Annotated in this window: 22 protein-coding genes; 10 read left to right on the forward strand and 12 right to left on the reverse strand. The window is 57.5% G+C overall.

Annotated features, from left to right (window positions below; all coding sequences use genetic code 11):
• Positions 1 to 219: 219 nt before the first annotated feature.
• From MLD04_RS13340 to MLD04_RS13360, 5 genes are all read left to right on the forward strand, one after another.
• Positions 220 to 726 (forward strand): hypothetical protein, encoded by a 507-nt coding sequence (locus MLD04_RS13340; protein ID WP_248159239.1) that lies wholly within the window; start codon positions 220 to 222, stop codon positions 724 to 726.
• 87 nt (positions 727 to 813) lie between these two features.
• The gene (locus MLD04_RS13345; RefSeq protein WP_248159240.1) at positions 814 to 1,191 is read left to right on the forward strand and encodes a hypothetical protein; all 378 of its coding nucleotides are present in this window, start codon (positions 814 to 816) and stop codon (positions 1,189 to 1,191) included.
• A gap of 10 nt (positions 1,192 to 1,201) precedes the next feature.
• Entirely contained in the window at positions 1,202 to 1,570 is a 369-nt protein-coding gene (locus MLD04_RS13350; protein ID WP_248159243.1) for a hypothetical protein, read from the forward strand.
• Between the two features lie 57 nt (positions 1,571 to 1,627).
• Positions 1,628 to 1,864, forward strand: coding sequence for a hypothetical protein (locus MLD04_RS13355; RefSeq protein WP_248159246.1), 237 nt, complete (start codon positions 1,628 to 1,630; stop codon positions 1,862 to 1,864).
• Positions 1,865 to 1,873: 9 nt separating this feature from the next.
• A complete protein-coding gene (locus tag MLD04_RS13360; protein WP_248159249.1) occupies positions 1,874 to 2,056 on the forward strand; it encodes a hypothetical protein in 183 nt (60 codons plus the stop codon).
• Between the two features lie 41 nt (positions 2,057 to 2,097).
• On the opposite strand, the gene MLD04_RS13365 is transcribed toward MLD04_RS13360, so the two are convergent.
• Entirely contained in the window at positions 2,098 to 4,107 is a 2,010-nt protein-coding gene (locus tag MLD04_RS13365) for a recombinase family protein (protein WP_248159252.1), read from the reverse strand.
• Between MLD04_RS13365 and MLD04_RS13370 the strand changes: the two genes are divergently transcribed.
• Together MLD04_RS13370 and trmB are read left to right on the forward strand one after the other, a co-directional pair.
• On the forward strand, positions 4,092 to 5,591 hold the full coding sequence (locus MLD04_RS13370; RefSeq protein ID WP_282451894.1) for a YifB family Mg chelatase-like AAA ATPase: 1,500 nt from the start codon (positions 4,092 to 4,094) through the stop codon (positions 5,589 to 5,591). The genes MLD04_RS13365 and MLD04_RS13370 overlap by 16 nt on opposite strands.
• Before the next feature lie 61 nt (positions 5,592 to 5,652).
• Positions 5,653 to 6,384, forward strand: coding sequence for a tRNA (guanosine(46)-N7)-methyltransferase TrmB (trmB, locus tag MLD04_RS13375; RefSeq protein ID WP_248159263.1), 732 nt, complete (start codon positions 5,653 to 5,655; stop codon positions 6,382 to 6,384).
• Positions 6,385 to 6,394: 10 nt separating this feature from the next.
• On the opposite strand, the gene MLD04_RS13380 is transcribed toward trmB, so the two are convergent.
• The 10 genes from MLD04_RS13380 to MLD04_RS13425 all read right to left on the reverse strand — a co-directional run bounded on the left by MLD04_RS13380 (position 6,395) and on the right by MLD04_RS13425 (position 15,443).
• The gene (locus MLD04_RS13380) at positions 6,395 to 6,928 is read right to left on the reverse strand and encodes a hypothetical protein (protein ID WP_008940577.1); all 534 of its coding nucleotides are present in this window, start codon (positions 6,926 to 6,928) and stop codon (positions 6,395 to 6,397) included.
• On the reverse strand, positions 6,928 to 8,076 hold the full coding sequence (gene hemW / locus MLD04_RS13385) for a radical SAM family heme chaperone HemW (RefSeq protein WP_248159265.1): 1,149 nt from the start codon (positions 8,074 to 8,076) through the stop codon (positions 6,928 to 6,930). Before hemW ends, MLD04_RS13380 begins: the two co-directional genes overlap by 1 nt.
• A gap of 4 nt (positions 8,077 to 8,080) precedes the next feature.
• Positions 8,081 to 8,680: an RdgB/HAM1 family non-canonical purine NTP pyrophosphatase gene (rdgB, locus tag MLD04_RS13390; RefSeq protein WP_248159267.1), complete on the reverse strand. Its 600-nt coding sequence runs from the start codon at positions 8,678 to 8,680 to the stop codon at positions 8,081 to 8,083.
• 4 nt (positions 8,681 to 8,684) lie between these two features.
• Entirely contained in the window at positions 8,685 to 9,137 is a 453-nt protein-coding gene (locus tag MLD04_RS13395) for a DUF4426 domain-containing protein (RefSeq protein ID WP_248159269.1), read from the reverse strand.
• A gap of 5 nt (positions 9,138 to 9,142) precedes the next feature.
• A complete protein-coding gene (gene metW, locus MLD04_RS13400; RefSeq protein WP_248159271.1) occupies positions 9,143 to 9,745 on the reverse strand; it encodes a methionine biosynthesis protein MetW in 603 nt (200 codons plus the stop codon).
• Positions 9,742 to 10,890 (reverse strand): homoserine O-succinyltransferase MetX, encoded by a 1,149-nt coding sequence (metX, locus tag MLD04_RS13405; protein ID WP_248159273.1) that lies wholly within the window; start codon positions 10,888 to 10,890, stop codon positions 9,742 to 9,744. The genes metW and metX overlap by 4 nt, the downstream gene beginning before the upstream one ends.
• 119 nt (positions 10,891 to 11,009) lie before the next feature.
• Entirely contained in the window at positions 11,010 to 12,974 is a 1,965-nt protein-coding gene (locus MLD04_RS13410) for a dynamin family protein (RefSeq protein ID WP_248159275.1), read from the reverse strand.
• 252 nt (positions 12,975 to 13,226) lie between these two features.
• On the reverse strand, positions 13,227 to 13,811 hold the full coding sequence (locus tag MLD04_RS13415) for a YggT family protein (RefSeq protein WP_008940584.1): 585 nt from the start codon (positions 13,809 to 13,811) through the stop codon (positions 13,227 to 13,229).
• 22 nt (positions 13,812 to 13,833) lie between these two features.
• Complete coding sequence (gene proC, locus MLD04_RS13420; protein WP_248159277.1) at positions 13,834 to 14,667, reverse strand: pyrroline-5-carboxylate reductase; 834 nt, start codon at positions 14,665 to 14,667, stop codon at positions 13,834 to 13,836.
• Positions 14,668 to 14,729: 62 nt separating this feature from the next.
• Positions 14,730 to 15,443, reverse strand: a complete 714-nt coding sequence (locus tag MLD04_RS13425; protein ID WP_248159278.1) for a YggS family pyridoxal phosphate-dependent enzyme — start codon at positions 15,441 to 15,443, stop codon at positions 14,730 to 14,732.
• Positions 15,444 to 15,495: 52 nt separating this feature from the next.
• On the opposite strand from MLD04_RS13425, the gene MLD04_RS13430 reads away from it, so the two are divergent.
• From MLD04_RS13430 to MLD04_RS13440, 3 genes are all read left to right on the forward strand, one after another.
• Positions 15,496 to 16,530 (forward strand): type IV pilus twitching motility protein PilT, encoded by a 1,035-nt coding sequence (locus MLD04_RS13430; RefSeq protein WP_008940587.1) that lies wholly within the window; start codon positions 15,496 to 15,498, stop codon positions 16,528 to 16,530.
• 196 nt (positions 16,531 to 16,726) lie between these two features.
• Positions 16,727 to 17,848 carry a PilT/PilU family type 4a pilus ATPase gene (locus MLD04_RS13435; RefSeq protein WP_248159280.1) on the forward strand — a complete coding sequence of 374 codons (1,122 nt, stop codon included), beginning with the start codon at positions 16,727 to 16,729 and terminating at the stop codon, positions 17,846 to 17,848.
• Between the two features lie 120 nt (positions 17,849 to 17,968).
• The gene (locus MLD04_RS13440; protein ID WP_248159283.1) at positions 17,969 to 19,357 is read left to right on the forward strand and encodes an OmpP1/FadL family transporter; all 1,389 of its coding nucleotides are present in this window, start codon (positions 17,969 to 17,971) and stop codon (positions 19,355 to 19,357) included.
• Positions 19,358 to 19,361: 4 nt separating this feature from the next.
• Here the strand turns inward: MLD04_RS13440 and MLD04_RS13445 are convergent, their stop codons facing one another.
• Positions 19,362 to 19,736 (reverse strand): hypothetical protein, encoded by a 375-nt coding sequence (locus MLD04_RS13445; protein WP_248159507.1) that lies wholly within the window; start codon positions 19,734 to 19,736, stop codon positions 19,362 to 19,364.
• Positions 19,737 to 19,974 lie beyond the last annotated feature (238 nt).

Consider the following 19,974-nt stretch of genomic DNA (forward strand, 5'->3'; position numbering starts at 1 on the left):
CATTTTTGTTGGGATGGGCACCGCTGCCGTGCAGGGATTCTGCCCACCCTTTACCAACGGGAACCACCACCTTCGGGACGGCTCTTGATGGCGAAGCTATGTCTGTCCGTACCTGTAAGGGGAAGGAAGTGACGATAAGAATAATAAAAGTGAGACAACAGAATGAACACAGTAGTACAGACACCCCAACGGGGTGTATTGGGCGAAGCCCAATCCCCAATGATCAACTATGAAACCACCGCGTTCACGCGGGAAGCCTTGAAACGGGGAATGTCCCGGCTGGCTTTCGATACGAAACCAACGGCTTTACTGACCTTGACCGTTCAGGAACCCCGCATCCGCTACCGGAATGACGATGGTCGTTGGCTGGTGCCAGATCGGACGTTGATGAAGAAGGCGAACAACCTGTTGCACTTCATCAACTCTGATCTGTTCGGGTCAAAGTATCAGGACAAGAACAAAGGGTTCAAAGGATTCGGCTGTATCGAAAAACAGGCGAACCACCAGCCCCATCTACACTTGGCAATCACGAACCCGATGCCGCCCAAATTCTACCTGAAAGCCAAGAAGGTTCTGTTTAAGAAGTTGAAGAAGTTCAGCCTATTCCACGAATCAGGAACGGACTTTCGTCTGATCGGGGGAGACGATGCCGATTATTGGCGCATTGGTGACTATCTGGGCAAAGACGGTCGCCTGCTGACTATAGGTCCGGCTGGCGTGTACTGACGGGGTGCCCACATAACGGTATAATGGTTACGCACCTTCTGGAGAGTTGGCGGATTACAGGCAAGCCAACAACGAAGGTTCATGACCATGAGTTTTCCTGATTTTCCTGCCTTATTGCTGGAACACGGTTTCACCCCTGAAACCGCCTTCGACTCTACCAGTCTTGGATTCCAGCACGAGATATACAACGCACTGATACACCACAGTCCGGTATTCCGGGAACAGTCCCGGATTCGCGAACAGCTGAATGTTCCCGGTGAGATGATCCGCTGTGACCTGTTCACCTATGCCGGTGATCTGGAAACCGCTGTCCCATTCTTCTACCGCCAGTGGTTCGAAGAATTACGGTATGAAAACCCGGTCCGGGAAGTGCTGATTCTGGATCGTGCCCGCCACTCCGCACAGATACGCGCATTGACCATTAGCCGCTGCAACGCCATGACCTTTCGTTTCAACATCCAGTGAGGTGATTGCTATGAACCGATTCAAGAAAGAAGAACTTCGAAAGGAACGGGAAGCCCGTGTTGGTAAAACCGCCAGCGAAATCGAAGCCATTGACCGGGAAGATCGACTGAAAGCAGAAATTGAAGCACTTGCCCGGAAAATCCACATTGACCGGTTTCCGGAAGAGTACGCCCACTACCACGACTCTATTTCTGACGCAGCTGACAGAAGTCGTGGGATCAATCCTATGTCAGCTGATTACATTGCCAAGATCGCAGAAAAGCGCCGGAGAGACGGTGTAGCGCCCCTTGGTGGTGACGGTATGTCCGTTTCCACGGATTCATGGGAAATCGCATACCGTGAAGCTGAAGCCCGGTTACGCGGGGATTCTGACGACTGACACCGGTTATTCATCGGGGTGACCATAAATACGGGGGTCACCTTGATGGAGTATTCAATGACACCAACGAAGAAAAAGAATCTGGTCATTACCGGACTTTCTGAAGAACACCTTCAGGCGTTTCTGGACTGGGCTGATGCCCTTGAATTAAGCCGGGACCAGCTGTTGATTGCCCTGATGGTCAACGCCGGGTTTGTGGATTGTGGGCTTGGAGCGTTTATGCCCAATCAAACCGCGTGTGAGGAATGGGGAGAACTGCTGATTCGGCGAATTGCTCACTTAGCTAATGCATGAGGTGGAAATTTGATTATTTTGCTGTCGGTGATGATGGTCGTCATCTGGTTCGCGGTATCGATGCTGTGTATCAGTTACTTCAACGAACACGTCTACAACAGCTGGGACGAATGGGGTGTCCTGCCCAAATGGGTCAGGGTCACATCCCTACTGTTCGGACCAGTGTTGTTTATCTGGTGGTGGGTTCGCTGATGGCTTATCGCTGGGTTGCGTTGAAAACGCGTCAGGGGAGCTTAATCTGACAAAGTGGTACCGTTCCGCCAGTCTCCATCCTTTGACTTAATCCCACGTTCGTAAAGCTTCAGCATGGTGGAATCGTAGAAGGGAGCTTCTGTCAGTCCTTCGTTATCCCACTTTACATTCATCACAAGTGATCTGGGGTCTTCTGGGTGATGCATTACAAGTCTGCTTTCTCCAGATACATAGCGAACGACAAAGTAGGGGATTTCAGGCTTAGAAGCCTGTTGCTTGATACTTTTCCTGATGGCGGATTCCATTTCAATCAGTTCTTCATCTGATAGGTGCCCACCAGCACTTTCACGAAGATTTTTCAGTTTTTGTTCAGTTGCTGAGTCGCTCGAAAAGTTTCCACGATTATAGACTTCAATTCTATCGATCAATGATTTCAAAATGTTTGAAATTTTCAGTCGCAACTCATACAGCTGAGTATCATTCTCGCATCCGTTCAATGCGCCAATTAAGTCGATAAGAGTGTGGTGTATTTCCTTTCCTTGCTCTTTTCTGGCTTTTAATAGTTTGCGTTCGCTATATAAATTCTTAATCTCATTCGGTATATTTTCTAATTTGGTTTCGTATTTTTTAAGCTGTTTGAGAAGGGTTGTGGAAATTCCATCATATTCTTCCATTGCCCTTTCAAACTTTTCAACTTGTCGTTCAGCATCTAATAGCTGAATTTTTAGTTCTTCAATTTTGGTGTTTATTTCCTGTGCTTTTGATTTATCCTGCTTGTCATCGCCAAATATGGTTGCGACTGAAACATCCTTTATGTGAGTGAAAAAGGCAGTTTCCATATCTTCATATCTGTATAGCTTTCGGCAATCTTTGCATTGTGATCCTGATTCCCTTGAAGCACTGCACTGAAGATAACGTAGTTTATGGACCTTTCCGCCAGAAAATTTTCGGTCTTTGTTTGCGTAAACCATGAAACGGTTGTTGTCCGGGCATTTGTGCTTTGAGACGTTGCCCTCAATTGAATAGCCACAAACGGCAAGCTTCTGGAAAAGGTTTGTAAAAGTTCGACCTTTTCTACCCCCGCCACGCATAATGGCGCCAGCCTTTAGCTTTCCATTTTTGTCACGGTTCAAGTCTCGCGATCTTCGAGCGGCTTGTACTTTTTCAAAATATTCTTCGCTCACGATAGCAGGAAAATGGTTTGGTATGATTTCGATGCGTTTGTTTTTGCCATCGCTATCTTTAACAAGTAGCTCGCGCTCACCTATTAATGCTCGGTTGTTTACTATTCGCGTTATTTGGCTGTTATACCATTGTTTAGGCTTCTTTTTGTCCAGTTTAATGCCGGAACTTGACCCCCAAGGCTGAATGTTCTGTTCTTTCAACTTATCGATAATGTAGCCAGTGCCGCGACCTTCTATTACCCACTCAAGTATTTTCTTTATTGTTTTTGTGCGCTCATGGTTTATCTTGTATCCAGTGCCATCAACCCCTTCATTATCATTAGCAATATCGAGCCACTTAGGTGTGCCCCACTTCCATAGGGTTTTCCGATTTCCACTGAGAAGCTGTTCTTTTGCATTTTGTTTTGCGGCAGTAACTTTCTTTGACTTACTCCGGCTTTCGTCGTGAGCACGTTCCATGTAAAGAATAGTAGCCATGAGCTGAACGAAGCCACTTTGGTCGCTGTGGATTTCGTTGTTATCAATTACGGCTATTTTGATACCCTTATCTACTAGCGTAAGAAACGGACTTAAAGCCTTGCGTGGCTCCATTCTGGAAAAACGATCAAAATTCTCGATTATTAGATATGAACCCTGTTCAATAGAGCCTTCATCCACCAGCTTCATAAAATAGCTAAGTTTTCCGGTTTCAAAGTTAAGTCCTTTAAATCCACTAACTGCTCGGTCATGAAGCTTGAGACTGTCGTCGTAATCCAGCCCGTGTTCGCAAGCAAACTTTTTTGCTTTATCCTGCTGACGGCGTTCCGAGTCGCCCATCTCTTGGATTTGCGTGCTGAATCGGAAGTACGGGTATGCTTTTGGTTTCATGCGTGGCGGTTCCCTTTAGTTGTGGGTTAATCCTACCATCAATCTCGATTGTCGGTTTGCCTGAAACCGGTGTGCGTGAGAGCAAGGAGCGCGTGCGCAGTGCGCTGCTCAACGCCGGTTTCGAATTCCCGGCCCGCCGGATAACGATCAATCTGGGGCCGGCGGATCTTCCCAAAGAAGGCGGCCGCTTCGATCTGCCCATTGCCCTGGGTATCCTTGCCGCATCCGGACAGGTTCCGTCCGAGAGTCTTGCCGACCATGAATTTGTGGGCGAGCTGGCCCTGGATGGGGCGTTAAGGCCGCTCAAAGGTATCCTGCCCGCCGTGCTGGCCGCCCGTAGTGAGGGGCGAAGCCTTCTTGTTCCGCAGGCCAACGCCCCAGAGGCCGCCCTGGCCAGTCGCGGAGACGTCCTCGCGGCCAGTCACATTCTGGCCGTTGTTGAGCACCTGTCAGGACGTGCGCAGCTGGTGCCGCTGCCCAGGGCGGACATGGACCGGCTGGAATCCGCCGGTGGGAGCGCTCCGGATCTCAGTGACGTCCGGGGCCAGGAGGTTCCCCGGCGAGCGCTGGAGGTGGCGGCAGCCGGGGGGCACAATCTTCTGTTATTCGGGCCTCCGGGCACCGGTAAAAGCATGTTGGCAGGGCGGCTGCCTGGCATCCTGCCGCCTCTGGCGGATGACGCCGCCATGGAGGTCGCCAGTGTGCACTCCGTTGCCGGGGTTCCGGTTCGTGAAGGCGGCTGGCGGGAGCCGCCGTTCCGGGCGCCGCACCATACCGCCTCCTCGGTGGCGCTGGTCGGGGGTGGTAGCAGTCCGCGGCCGGGAGAAATCTCGCTGGCCCATCGCGGCGTATTGTTCCTCGATGAGTTGCCGGAGTTCGAGCGTCGCGTGCTGGAGGTTTTGCGGGAGCCGATGGAAACCGGTGAAATCGCGATCAGTCGGGCCGCCCGGCAGGTGCGTTTCCCGGCCCGTTTCCAGGTCATTGCCGCCATGAACCCGTGTCCCTGCGGCTACAGTGGCCACCCCTCCGTTGAGTGTCAGTGTTCGCCGGGGCAGGTCCTGCGCTACCGGTCAAAAATTTCGGGCCCGCTTCTTGACCGGTTCGATCTCCATGTGGAAGTTCCGGTGCAGGAGGGCTCCATGCTGATGCAATCCGCCGACGACGGCGAAAGCAGTGCCTCTGTCCGTGATCGGGTGATCGCTGCCCGGGATCGGCAGGCGAGCCGGGGCGTGGTCAATGCCGAGCTTTCCGGTCGGGCCCTGCAGGAGGCCTGCCGCCTGGATGACAGTAGCGAACGGCTTCTGACCTCGGCGATGGAGCGGCTGGGATTATCGGCTCGCGCACTGCATCGGATTCTCAGGCTGGCCCGTACGCTGGCGGATCTCGCCGGTGTCGAACAGGTAGCTCAGACGCACCTGGTCGAAGCACTGGGGTACCGGCAGCTCGATCGTCAGCGGGGAGGCTCTTCGGTGGTGTCCTCCTGACCGGGCACACTCTGGTAAACTGATGCCATCGTAAGAATCGCAACCCGCGTAAGGACATGAAATGACTGACAAGAACGAACCGCAGGACAAGGCCGAGGTCGCGGATTCGCCCGTTACCACCCGCCGGGGGGTGCGCAGTTTTGTGCTTCGGCAGGGGCGAATGACCGATGGGCAGAAAAAGGCGTTTGATCGTGGCTGGGCGAAATACGGCCTGAGCCGGGAAGACGGCATGATCGACCCGAGGGTGGTCTTCGGGCGGGATGCCATGCTCAACCTCGAGATCGGGTTCGGGATGGGCAAATCCCTGGCGGACATGGCGGAAGCGGCGCCTGAGCAGGACTTTATCGGCGTTGAGGTTCATCTGCCGGGCGTGGGCGCTTTGCTCAAGGAGATCGAAGAACGGGGCCTTGAAAATGTGCGGATCTACAATATCGATGCGAACGACGTGATTGATCTGTGCCTGCCCGACGCCTGTCTGGACCGCGTGATGGTCTTTTTCCCGGATCCGTGGCCGAAGAAGAAACACCATAAACGCCGTCTGGTGCAGCCCGAATTTGTCCAGCGTATCCGGCACAAGTTGCGGGTCGGTGGCATCTTGCACCTGGCCACGGACTGGGAGAACTACGCTGAGCACATGATGGAAGTGATGGGTGAAGCGGAAGGTTTTGCCAACTCACAGGGCGTTGGAGAGTATTCCCCGCGTCCCGATGACCGGCCCATCACCAAGTTTGAAAAGCGGGGTGAGCGGCTGGGTCATGGGGTCTGGGATCTCGTGTTTCACCGCACCAACTGAACAGTGGGGGTCAGCCCGGGGCGATCGGATGGCGCCGGGCGGCCCGTATGATCACCAGGCCTGCGATCCCCAGGGTCAGGCCGGTGAACTTGATCAGGGCACAGAAGGTGGCGGACAGGCTGACCACATCCGTGGGTGGGTTGAAATTGTTCAGCAACAGGACATTTTCCAGGAGATCCCCGATGCCCGCCGCAACGAACAGAGCCCGGACCCACCGGGCCACCATGCGCTCCCGAACGCCGGGTCGGTCACGCATGAAGTGCCGGGTCAGACTCAGGAATGCCATGACGTAAACACCGATGAAGACAAAGTCGAGCCAGAGTGATACCTGCGCCCACGCCTGGCCGTCCGAGCGCCAGCTGCGCAGGATGGCATGGGCCTGGTCGGCGGTAGCGGCCAGCTGGAAGCTGACAATACCCTGTGGCGCCGACGCGGTCTGCAGCGGCTGATTGATGACCAACAGGGCGGCCAGCAGTATGACGGCCGAAAACAGGTTGGTCTTGAGGGCCTTGGACATGGTGCCCCACCCGGTCGGCAGATCCATTACAAAAATCGCTCCAGCAGGCTGTTCAGGTAGCGCTGGCCCAACTCTGTGGCCTGAAGGCGCCCCTTTTCCAGCAGGTTTTCCCGTCTCAGTTCTTCAAGTTTTACTCCAACTGACGTCAGCGGTAAACCCGTACGTTCGACGAACAGTGATTCCTCGACGCCGTGTTTCAGGCGAAGTGCATTCATCAGGAATTCCAGGGCCCTTTCGTCCGGGGCAATGGCCTCCGACCCGGCTGTGCGGCTTCCGATGCGTCCCAGGTAAGCGTCAGGCTGCCGGGTTTTCCAGTAACGGCGGATACTGCCATCCGGCAGGCTGATTTTTCCATGTGCCCCGGCGCCAAGGGCCAGGTAATCGCCGAACGTCCAGTAATTGAGATTGTGTCGGGAAGCCCGCTCTGGCCGGCTCCAGGCAGAGACTTCGTAGTCGTCGAACCCGTGTTCCCGAAGCAGCGCAGATCCCGCCTGGTAGATGTCCCAGAGCCGGTCATCGTCGGGCAGATCGGGCGGACGGCTGAAAAACTCCGTATTCGGTTCGAGGGTGAGCTGATACCAGGAAATGTGCGGTGGCTGATGCTCAAGCGCCGCCCTGAGATCCGCAAGGGCCTGCTCCGGGGTCTGATCCGGCAGCCCGTGCATGAGATCCAGGTTGAAGTTGTCGAAGCCCGAGGCGCGCGCGGCGTCTGCGGCGCGATTGGCGGCTGCCGGATCGTGAATGCGCCCCAGCGTGCGCAGCTGTTGCGGATCGAAACTCTGGACGCCGATCGACAGGCGGTTGATGCCGGCCTGGCGGAAGGCCTCGAATCGGGCCTGTTCGACCGTTCCGGGGTTTGCCTCGAGCGTAATTTCCGCATCCGGGGCGATGTAGAGTCGCTCCCGGAGCGCCTCGAACAGACGAGAATAGAACTCCCCACTCATCAGTGACGGGGTGCCGCCGCCAATGAAGACGGTTTCAATAGGCCGGTCGCCGGCCAAGGAAAGATCCTGTTCCAGGTCTTCGATCAGGGCCTGCAGGTAGGCCTGCTCGGGAATCTCGCCCTTCTGAGCGTGGGAGTTGAAATCGCAGTAGGGGCATTTGCGCACGCACCAGGGCACATGCACGTAAAGGCTAAGGGGCGGGGCTACCGCCACGGCGGAGGTGGCGGTCATGCCGTCAGCGCTCCTCCGTCAGGTGCTCGATCAACTGGGCGAGGGCGCGTCCCCGGTGACCAATGCGGCCCTTTTCTTCCCGTGAGAGCTCGGCGGCGCTGCAGCCGTGCCCGGGGACCAGGAAAACCGGATCGTAGCCGAATCCGCCCGTGCCCTGCCGCGACCTGAGAATGCTGCCGGGCCAACGTCCGTGGCAGATGATGGGTGTGGGATCATCCGCATGCCTGAGAAAAACCAGAACACAATGGAACTGGGCGCCGCGTTGGCCCTCCGGCACGTCCTCGAGTGCTTCCAGCAGGGCATCGATGTTCTGATCATCGGTCGCGCTGTCACCGGCAAAGCGGGCGGACCGGACGCCCGGCGCTCCGCCAAGGGCGTCCACGGCGATACCGCTGTCGTCGGCCAGGGCCGGAAGTCCGGTTTCCCGGGCGGCGTGGCGAGCCTTGAGTATGGCATTCTCCACAAACGTGACGGCGGGCTCCTCGGCTTCCCCAACGCCCAGTTCTCCCTGGGCCACAGGTTGCAGCCCCAGAGGCGCAAGCAGTTCCGTCAATTCGGCAATTTTGCCCCGGTTATTGCTGGCGATGACGAGTCTGTCGGTCATGGGCTCAGTCGCTGAACAGGGTGTGGGCGAAACGTACGGTCAGGTCCTGCTGCAATCCGGCGGGACGGGCCGTGATGTTGAATGTCATCAGCTGGCCGGAGTTGTATTGGTACTGGGCCAGGAAGTAGACAGCATCGCCTTCCTCGATGCGCCGGAATGCCAGGAATTTGACCTGCTGGATGTCATTGCTGACCTTGCCTTCCACCTGGCCGGTGACCGGCTTGAGCGAGCCATTGTCCTGTTCCTTCATGATGGCAATGTTGATCAGGCCGATGCCCTTGCTGCGCTGAAGATCATTGGCCTGCGCCACCTCGGGCGACAGGAAGGTGCTGGGCAGAACGCTCCAGTGCACCTGATAGTCGCCGAAATCCTTGGATCCGGCGGCCTGGGAGGGCAGGGCGATCGCCAACAGCATGAGCGCGATCAGGGTTCTGGCAAAGGCTTGGATGGTGTTCATCAGGATCACTCCTCTTCCCGGGAAATGCGGTAAATGGCGATCTCGCCGAGCAGGTTGGGCCACAGTCGGGCGAGCCAGCTGTTCTGGTGCTGGCCGTCGACTACCCGCCGGCTCCGGATGCGGATGCCTTTCTGGCGACACAGGGCCTCGAAATCCTTGAAGGTACAGAGCCGGATGTTTGGCGTGTTGTACCACTTGTACGGCAGTGCCTCGGATTCGGGCATGCGGCCGCTGAGTGCCAGCCCCCAGCGCAGGCGCCAGTGGGCAAAGTTGGGGAAGGTCACTATGCCTTCGCTGCCCACCCTGAGCATCTCGTCCAGCACCTTGTCCGGTCGCCGGACGGCCTGCAGGGCCTGGGTCATCAACACGATATCGAACATGCCGTCGTCAAAGTTGTCCAGTCCCTGGGTGTCCAGGTTCTGTTCAATAACGGAAACGCCGCGGCCCATACACGTCGTGATGTGATCCGGATTGATCTCAAGACCAAATCCCGTGGCCTGACGCTCACGCTGCAGGTAATCGAGCAGGGTACCATCACCACAACCGAGATCGAGAACATGGTCTCCCGGTTTGATCCATTGCTGGATGATTTCCAGGTCCGGTCTCATGCGCCCACCTCCCGTGCCACTCGATCCATATACGCCGTAAATACGTCGGTGTATCTCGGTGTGGGAATCAGGAAAGCGTCGTGGCCCCAGGGGGCGTCGATCTCGGCATAACTGACTTTCTTCCTCGCCGAGATCATGGCATTGACCAGCTCTTCGGAGCGTTCCGGTGCAAAGCGCCAGTCCGTGCTGAAAGACAGCACCAGAAATTCACAGCGGGCCCGGGCGATGGCTCGGGACAGGTCGCCGCCGTGCTCGTAGGCGGGGTCGAAGTAATCCAGGGCGCGGGTCATCAGCAGGTAGGTATTGGCATCGAAGGATTCGGAAAACCGCTCGCCCTGGTAGCGGAGATAGCTCTCGACCTGGAACTCGGCATCGTAACCGAACTTGTACGCCTCTTCGCGAAGCTCCCGTCCGAACTTTTCCCCCATGGAAGCGTCGGAAAGGTAGGTGATATGACCCACCATGCGCGCAAGCATCAGCCCCCGCCGGGGCACGATGTTGAAATCGTAATAACGCCCGTCATGGAATTCCCGGTCCGACGTGATCGCCTGGCGGGCGACTTCGTTGAACGCAATGTTCTGGGCCGTCAGGCGCGGGGTGGACGCGATGACCACCGAGTGGCGCAACCGGTCCGGAAAATCCAGGCTCCACTGCAGGGCCTGCATCCCGCCCAAGGATCCACCGACCACGGCAGCCCAGCACTGGATTCCCAGCCGATCCGCCAGCAGCGACTGGCTTTTTACCCAGTCGCTGACAGTAATGACCGGAAAATCCGGGCCGTAGGGTTTGTTGGTGGCCGGATTGAGGCTGTTCGGGCCGGTACTGCCGTGGCACCCGCCGAGATTGTTCAGCGACACGACAAAAAAACGGTTGGTGTCGATGGGTTTGCCCGGGCCGATGCAGCTGTCCCACCAGCCCGGCTTACGGTCTTCCATGCTGTGGTAGCCAGCCGCATGGTGATGTCCACTCAGGGCATGGCAGATCAGGACCGCATTGCTGGCGTCGTCGTTCAGTTCCCCGTAGGTTTCCACGACCAGGTCGTAGCTCTCCAGGGTCTGGCCGCAGGCCAGCTCAATGGGCGTGTCAAAATGATAAGACTGCGGGGTGACTATCCCGACAGAATCCGCGGGAAGGGAATCGGGCATCGGCGCGACAGGTTCCTGGTTCGATCCATAATATCTGGGCCGACGATCGCAAAAAGCCATCGCCAGCCCAGCAGTTTATAGCCGGGTGGGAATGGCTGCAACCGATGCCCCGGGGCCGATCAAACGGCGCCCGAGATGTTGACGACTTTCTGCTGGATCAATGTCGGCGCGGGCTTGCGAATCTGTCTCTGCATGGCGTCCGCAAGCTCCAGTTGCCGCCTGAGGTCGGCGATGGTGTTCTGCAGTCGCTCACGCTCGGCGCGGCTGTCCCGATCGCTGCGCACCATGTCGCGCAGGCGCCGGATCTGGTGCTCCAGCAGCTGCTTCTGTTCCATCGAGTACTGCATGATTGGCAGCAGGGCTTCGTGGGGCCAGCGCTCGACATCGTTGCGGACGCGGCTGTAGAGCGTCCGCGCCTCGCTGACCATGACGTTGAAGAACCGCCGGACCAGCAGGGACTGTTCCGTCAGGAGGTTCTTCGGACTGATGCGGAACCGCTTGGCTTTCTTGCGCAGCTCCCGGATGGCAATGACATGGCGACCGGCCCGCAGTGGAATCGGTTCCAGGTGCCGTGCCCGGGTATCCTCGTTATAACGGCGGTAGATGGCGCCGACCATTTTCTCGGCGAGCCGGCCTTCGCTCATCAGATTGGTCAGGTCGCTCTCCAGCAGTTCGAAGAAATGATCCATGGCCCGGTTCATACCGGCTGTGGTCCAGCTCTTTGACATGGACTCGCGGATCCTGGCGGCGTGATCTTCGAAGCGTTGCTCACTCACCATGTCCTTCAGTGTGGCACCCTGGGAGTCCATCAACCGGCGGCTGGACCGCAGGGTGATCAGCTTCTTGTAATAGAAGTCGTAATCCTGCTGGGCCCGGTCCGCAAGGCGTCCCAGGGCGGGTTTGTCCAGACTGGGTCCGGCACAGGCGACAAGCTCTTCTTCCAGCGAGGCCAGTCGTGTCTGCATGGCTGCCTGGCTGTTCTGCAGCATGCCCAGCAGATCGTTGATCAGGCTCTGGGTGATCAGCTGCTCCTTGTGCATAAGGATGCGCTGGATGATCAGCTGTTCCAGCTTGCCGATGTTCGAGCGCTCGAACAGATCGTTGTCCTGTCGCACCCGGGACAGCAGTCCCTGTTTGGCGGAGAGGGGGATGACATCGTGCTGTCGGATACCCAGGTGATCGGCGGTGTAGTTGCGCACCCTTTCGATGGCTTCCTGGGTGTGTTTTTCGCCCTGGAGATCGTCCCAGAGCACGTCAATCTTGTTGAGGACCGCAAAGCGTCCTGCCCGATGATCGGCGTGCTCGGTGTCGATGTGCTCTTTCCAGATGGTCATGTCGCTGGCGGTCACGCCGGCATCGGCGCTCAGCACGAAGATGATCGCGTGGGCGCGGGGCAACATGCTGATGGTCAGTTCGGGCTCGGATCCCAGGGCATTCAGTCCCGGCGTATCGAGAATTCGCAGGCCACGCTCGAACAGTGGGTGCCGGATGCTGATCTGGGCATTACGCCACGCCGGTACCAGGACGTTGCCGGGATTGTTCCGGTCGTGTTCCAGCATGGATTCGTCGAATCCGAGGCCTCGGGCTTCTTCCGGCGGAACGCTCTTGACCCGTGCGACTTCGGCAAGCACTTCGCGCATGACCTCGGGGTCGCGTTCATCGAGCTCGTGCTTGACCCACCGTTCCGGTTGATTCCGGAGTTGCTGCAGCGACAGGTCCCCGGTTCGTGTCTCGATGGGCAGTAGCAGCAGGTAGTTCTGGTTTGCCGTGCGATCGAAGAAAAGTTCGGTCGGGCACATGGTGGTACGGCCGGCCTGGGACGGCAGCATGCGTTGCCCGTAATTGGAGAAGAACAGGGCATTGATCAGTTCGGTCTTGCCCCGGGAATACTCGCCCACGAACGCGATCGTCAGTTCGTCCTCGATGAGCAGTTCCAGGCCATGACGGATGCGGGTGCTGATGTCATCCGAGAACAGGTCGTTGTCCTGCAGCCACAATCGGTATCGGCCAATCTGGCGGATCAGCTCCTTTTTCCAGTTATGGTAGGCCTCGACCTGCTGCGACAGAGTTCCCTGTGGGTTCATTGGAGTTTCCTTCTGCGCGACTTCCCGGTTTGGCGGTATTCGGTCCATGGACGTCCCGAACAGACCCGGTTGTTAGTAGTTATCGTTCATGATATCTGCTCTTTCGGCGTCGTGTACTCGGACGGGTCACACTCTGACTGTGCAGAAGGGTGGATTCACAAAAAAATACCGCAAAATCAGTGGCTTGATTTTGCGGTATGGAATGATTGTTTTCGTCGCCAAGTGTAACGAAATGTAGTTTGGAGGTCTGGTCTACATTCCCAGGCCGATGGAGCCCAGTCCGGCAGCCAGTTTCATGTGGTCGATGACCACCGAGATCACGTTGAGGATCAGGAAAACGATGATCGGCGACAGATCGAGGCCGCCCATGGCCGGCATGATGTTCCGCACCGGGCGCATGACCGGTTCGGTGATCTGGGCCACCAGCTGAATGGCGGGATGCCCGCTGTGCGGTGCAATCCAGCTCACCACCACCACGGCAATGACGGACCAGAAATAGATTTTGACAATCAGGTCCAGCACATTGAGAACGGCCCAGACCAGCAGCGTCACCGGATTGAATCCCGGTATGCCACCGTTGAGCAGCACCAGGATGAAAAAGAAGGTGATCGCCTGGATGAGCACCGCCAGTATGAGAGAGGCACCGTCAATGCCGCCCCAGCCGGGGATGACTTTCCTCAGTGGCCGGAGAGGCGGGTTGGTGGCCTTGACCACGAACTGGGATATCGGATTGTAGAAATCGGCACGGGCGAGCTGCAGGAGAAAGCGCAGCAGCACGATGGTCATGTAAAAAGTCGACGCAATCAGCAGTATCGTGATCAGAATGTCTGCCAGCATGAAGCTGTCTCTCCGTTATCGGTTACTGTTTGCCGGCCAGCTCGCTGGCCATTACTTCCGAGCGCTTGAAGGCCGCCTGGTAAGCCTTTTTCACCAGCTCTCGAAGTCCACCCTCCTCGAAGGTGTTCACCGCCTGCTCGGTGGTGCCGCCGGGCGACATCACGTTGCGCTTGAGCTGCGCCGGGTCATGTTCGCTGCGAGCCGCCATCTCCGCCGCGCCGGCCATGGTCTGGATGGCTAGCTCCCTGGCGGTGGCGGGTTCGATGCCAGCATCTGTGGCGGCTGCTTCCAATGCTTCGAGCATCAGGAAGAAATAGGCGGGACCGCTTCCCGAAAGCGCCGTGACGCCGTGAAGCAGATTCTCGTCATCAACCCACAGAGCGGAGCCAATGCTCTCGAACACGGACTGAACCATGGCTTTCTGATCGTCTTTCACATGCTTGTTGGCAAACAGTCCGGCGGCGCCTTTGCCGACCAGTGAGGGCGTGTTGGGCATAACCCGCACGAGAGGCAGGCCGCCGCCGAGCCATTCATCCAGTGTGTCTGCGGTCAGGCCGGCAGCGATGGAGACCATCAGCGGACGGGTGTTCTGGACCACCGGGGCGATGTCCCGACAGACATCCGCCATCACCTGGGGCTTCACCGCAAGGACCACCATGTTCGCCTGCTGTGTGCAGTAACGGTTGTCGGTGGTCACGCTGACCCCAAAGCGCTTACGGATGGCTTGCAAGTGGCCGTCGTCCGGGGCACTGACCCAGATATCACCGGCCTTGTAGCCGTTGTCCAGCATGCCGCCAATGATGGCGCTGGCCATATTGCCGGCTCCAATAAACGAGATTGTGGGTGATGTGCTCAAGGTTCACTCCAACGATTGATCGGTTAGCAGAATGTCCGCGATGATAGCAGGAACTTGCGTGTTCAGCTCTGATCCCCTTTCGGTGGTCGCGGACCAAATAACGCAGTTCCCACCCGCACCCAGGTGGCTCCCTCGGCGATCGCCAGCTCCAGATCGCCAGACATGCCCATGGACAACGTGTCCAGGGGACCGGCGGCGGGAAAGTCCTGTTTCAGGTTTTTAAGCGCGTTTGCCATTGACCGGAAACGGGCCCGGAGTGTTGCTTCCGGCTGATCTGGTGCCGGGATCGCCATCAGGCCCCGAAGCGACAGGCGCGGCAGGTCGCTGATCGCTTCCACAAGTTCAGGGAGCGACTCGAGTGTGCATCCCGATTTGGTGTCTTCGCCGTCGATATTCACCTGCAGGCAGATATTGAGCGGAGGGAGGTTTTCCGGTCGGTGCTCGCTGAGCCGGCGAGCGATCTTCAGGCGATCCACGCTGTGTACCCAGGAAAAGGATGCAGCGATCTGGCGGGTCTTGTTGGACTGGATCGGACCGATGAAGTGCCACTCAAGGTCGGCAATGTCCCCCAGAGCCTCCATTTTCTCCAGTGCTTCCTGCAGGTAGTTCTCGCCAAAGGCCGACTGGCCCGACTGATGGGCTTCCCGCAGCTCATCCGGGGAGCGGGTCTTGCTGACCGCGAGCAAATGCACGCTCTCGGGCGCTCGCCCGGCCTGCAATGTTGCTTTTTGTATGCGTCGGGTTACGCTCCCGATGTTGTCTGCTATGCTGCTCATAGTGTGAGTTTGCCGCTTCTGGAATAAAAGAAAAAGCCCTCCGAGGAACCCTATGGATATTACTGAACTGCTTGCCTTTTCGGCCAAACAGGGTGCGTCCGATTTGCACCTTTCCGCCGGTTTACCCCCCATGATTCGTGTCGATGGCGATGTTCGCCGGATCAACCTGCCGCCGATGGAACACAAAGAGGTCCACGGTCTGATCTACGACATCATGAACGACAAGCAGCGCAAGGATTACGAGGAATTCCTCGAAACCGACTTCTCCTTCGAAGTTCCTGGCGTGGCCCGCTTCCGTGTCAACGCGTTCAACCAGAATCGCGGGGCCGGTGCGGTATTCCGGACCATCCCCTCGAAGGTCCTTACCATGGAAGATCTGGGCATGGGCCAGGTTTTCAAGGATATTTCATCGGTTCCTCGCGGGCTGGTACTGGTCACGGGGCCGACCGGCTCCGGTAAGTCCACCACCCTGGCGGCGATGATGGACTACATCAACGACACTCGCTACGAGCACATCCTGACCATCGAAGACCCCATCGAATTCGTTCACGATTCCAAGAAATGTCTGGTGAATCAGCGGGAAGTGCATCGCGATACGCTAGGCTTCAACGAGGCGCTGCGGTCCGCCCTGCGGGAAGACCCGGACATCATTCTGGTGGGCGAATTGCGGGACCTGGAAACCATCCGCCTGGCGCTGACAGCGGCGGAAACCGGCCACTTGGTATTCGGTACGCTGCATACCACCTCGGCGGCCAAGACGATTGACCGGGTGGTCGACGTGTTCCCGGCGGAAGAGAAATCGATGGTCCGTTCCATGTTGTCGGAATCGTTGCAGGCGGTTATCTCCCAGACCCTGATGAAGAAGATGGGCGGTGGCCGGATTGCGGCCCACGAAATCATGATCGGCACCCCGGCGATCCGGAACCTGATCCGGGAAGATAAGATCGCCCAGATGTACTCGGCGATCCAGACCGGTGGCTCCATTGGCATGCAGACGCTGGATCAGTGCCTGGAGCGGCTGTTGCAGAAGGGATTGGTTTCCCGTGATGCGGCACGGGCGAAGGCCAAGATGCCGGATAATTTTTAAGCAGGCACCTTAGTTGGCGTCTGCCAGGGTGCAGGGATCGGGGTGTTCCGCCTTTCCGGGACACGCTGTAAATCCATCCCTGTACGCTTGACTGCAGCATCCATGCTGCAGACAGTCCCGGAAAGGCGGAACACCCCGATCCTTCAAGTGGCGACGGGGAGTCCGCATGAGCAAGAAGCAAAGCAGGTAACAAAAAATGGAATTCGAAAAACTGTTGCGGTTAATGGTGGAGAAGGGCGGTTCGGACCTGTTTATCACGGCTGGCGTGCCGCCCAGCATGAAGGTGAACGGGAAAGTGCTGCCGGTCACCAAGAATGCCCTGACACCGGAGCAGACTCGCGAGTTCGTCTACGGTGCCATGAACGACAAGCAACGCGCCGAGTTCGAGGAAACCCACGAATGTAACTTTGCTATCAGCGCCCGAGGCATCGGCCGCTTCCGGGTGAGTGCTTTCTTCCAACGCAATCTGTGCGGCATGGTTCTGCGTCGCATTGAGGTGAAGATTCCCCAGATTGATGACCTGGCGCTGCCGGAAATCGTCAAGGATCTGGCCATGACCAAGCGGGGCCTGATCATTTTCGTCGGTGCAACCGGTACCGGTAAGTCCACCTCGCTGGCGGCCATGCTCGGCCACCGGAACCGGAACAGCCGGGGCCACATCATTTCCATTGAGGATCCGATCGAATTCGTCCACCAGCACCAGGGGTGCATCGTGACCCAGCGGGAGGTCGGAATCGATACGGAGAGTTTCGAAGTGGCCCTGAAAAATACCCTGCGTCAGGCGCCGGATGTGATCCTGATTGGTGAGGTGCGGACCCGTCAGACCATGGAGTATTCCGTGCAATTTGCCGAGACGGGGCACCTCTGTCTGGCAACCTTGCACGCCAACAACGCGAACCAGGCGCTGGACCGGATCATTCAGTTTTTCCCGCCGGAGCAGCACAATCAGATCTGGATGGACCTCTCCCTGAACTTGAAGGCCATCGTCGCCCAACAGCTGGTGCCGACGCCAGATGGTAAGGGGCGGAAAGCGGTCATCGAAGTGCTCATCAACTCACCTCTGGCGGCAGACATCATCCGTAAAGGGGAAGTTCACAAGCTGAAAGAATTGATGGCCAAATCCACCGAATCCGGCATGCAGACGTTCGATCAGGCGTTGTACCGGCTGTATTCGGAGGGTTCCATTACCTACGAAGACGCACTTGCACACGCGGACTCCGCGAACGACCTGCGTCTGATGATCAAGCTGGGTGCGGATGCGCACGGCGCCGATAAACTTTCATCGTCAGTGGACAAGCTGTCGATTCAGGATGACTGAGCTTTTCGGGGTGTTCGACGAAAGTAGTAGATAGTTGTCGCCCCGAATCAATAGTCTTTGCATTTGAGGCCATTGGCCCGTGCTGCGTATACTCCGCGCCGGATTCAATAAGGAGTGACCATGCACAAGAACACCAATGCTCTCGTAAAGGCGATTCGCCTGGCGACTTTCGCCGCCGTAGCGGCTCCGGTTACCGCATTCGCCGGTGGTTTTTCCCTCAACGAGCAGAGCGCCAGCGCCATGGGCGTGGCCAACGCCGGCGTGGCTGCCAACCCGGAAAACGCCACGACCGTTCTGTTCAACCCGGCTGGCATGAGCCAGCTGTCCGGCACCAATATTTCCTTCGGTGCGGCTGTGCTGGATATTGATGCCGAGGCCAAGCCCGACACCATTTCGGTCCAGCGTCAGGTTCCATCTGTTCCGGTGAGCCCAAGCAATAATGGTGGCGACATTGCAGATCCCGCGGTTCTGCCCAATTTCTACATGACCCATGAAGTCAGCGACTCCATTGACGTGGGTTTCGGTATCCACGCACCTTATGGCCTGGCTGCGGATTACAAAGACGGCTTTGCCGGTCGTTTCTTTGCGGACAAGACTGAGCTTACCGCGATTTCATTCAGTCCTTCCGTTTCGGTCAGTAATGGTCAGGGGCTCTCAATGGGTCTTGGCATCAATATTTTGTATGCGGACGGCAGGTTGTCTCGTTATCAGGATCTTGCCGCCGCCGGCTCTTCAGCTGAGCCCTATGCTGATGTTACCGGAGATGACGTCGGTGTCACCGCTCGGGTGGGATTCCTTTACAAGGTATCCCCTCGGACTCAGTTGGGGTTGACGGCCCAGACTGGTACCGAGCTCAACCTCGATGGGGATATCACGATTTCCGGTTTCCCGACCCAGGCTGGTCCTATCCCCTTGACCGAAAAAGCCACCGTGCCGCTTGCCATTCCCGAGAGCGCAACCTTCGGTATTCGTCATCAGTTGACCGATGACATCACCCTGCTGGGCGGAGCGACTTTCGCCAAGTGGAGCCGGTTCGAGGAGTTGGACGTAAACAGTCGTGAAGGCCAGAGTGGCGCCGTTTCTCAGGCGACCGGGCGTCAACCCGGCCAGCCGATTACTCACGTTACCGAGAAATGGAAGGACACGTGGCAGTTCAATGTTGGCGGCATCTGGCAGGCCACCCCGGCCTGGGCGTTCAAGGCGGGCTACGCCTACGATGAATCACCCGTTAACGAGAAATATGTGACCGCGCGAATTCCGTCCGAGGACCGCCATTGGCTGGCTCTCGGCGCTCAGTGGAAAGACGCGCAGAGTGGCTGGACTGTAGATGCATCAATCGGCACACTGATTTTTGCAAACGATCCGAAAGTGGATGACAGGAATTACAGTCACGACAACCCTTCTCAGGTCGCCGAGCTCGCGCCAAACGTTCCTGATCAGAGCAACTACCAGGCCGAATACGACCTGAGCGCCTGGAGTGCGGGCATCGAAGTCAGCAAAGCCTTCTGATACTTCACTCAATGACCTGTCCGCGGTAAATCACCTTGGTTTTCCGCGGCAGGGGCGGGGAGTCCGGTTCGGCAGCGCCGGCCGGGTTCCCCGGTTCTTCTTCAATGACCTGTCCACGATACAGTCGTTTGGGTTGGCCCTCTCCCGGGTCGGTCGATACCGACAGCTGTGGAACCTGTGCTTTCAGCGCCTCCCAGGTTCTGATCAGGTGGGGCGAACGGGTCTTGCCCGCGTAATCCGCCAGTCTTTCTTCCAGATGTTGTTCAGTCAGGTGCAGTTTTACGCCGAACTCGGACTGAATCAGTCGGCGGCACTGGTGCACCAGTTTCAGAAGATTCGGGTCCAGTAGCCAGCTTCGTTCCGATGCCAGGGTACTCATGATGACGGCCTCGATAGGGTGTGTCACAACATGGCGCCATCCGTGGAATCGACGTTGGGATGGCGACCGACGTGAAAGATTAAGCGAATTTCATGCCGTGTCCCGGAGAGCTCAGGATCGCGCTCTGATGGGCAGGTGGGTCACCAGGGTGTGAAAGATTGCCGGCTTTTGGTGCGCGGTGGGGGATATGTGCACCGTTTTGAGATTTGTGCCGGCCCGGTCAGACCATTCAGACCAC

The organism is Marinobacter koreensis, from assembly GCF_023156285.1.
GTDB classification, from domain to species: Bacteria; Pseudomonadota; Gammaproteobacteria; order Pseudomonadales; family Oleiphilaceae; genus Marinobacter; species Marinobacter koreensis.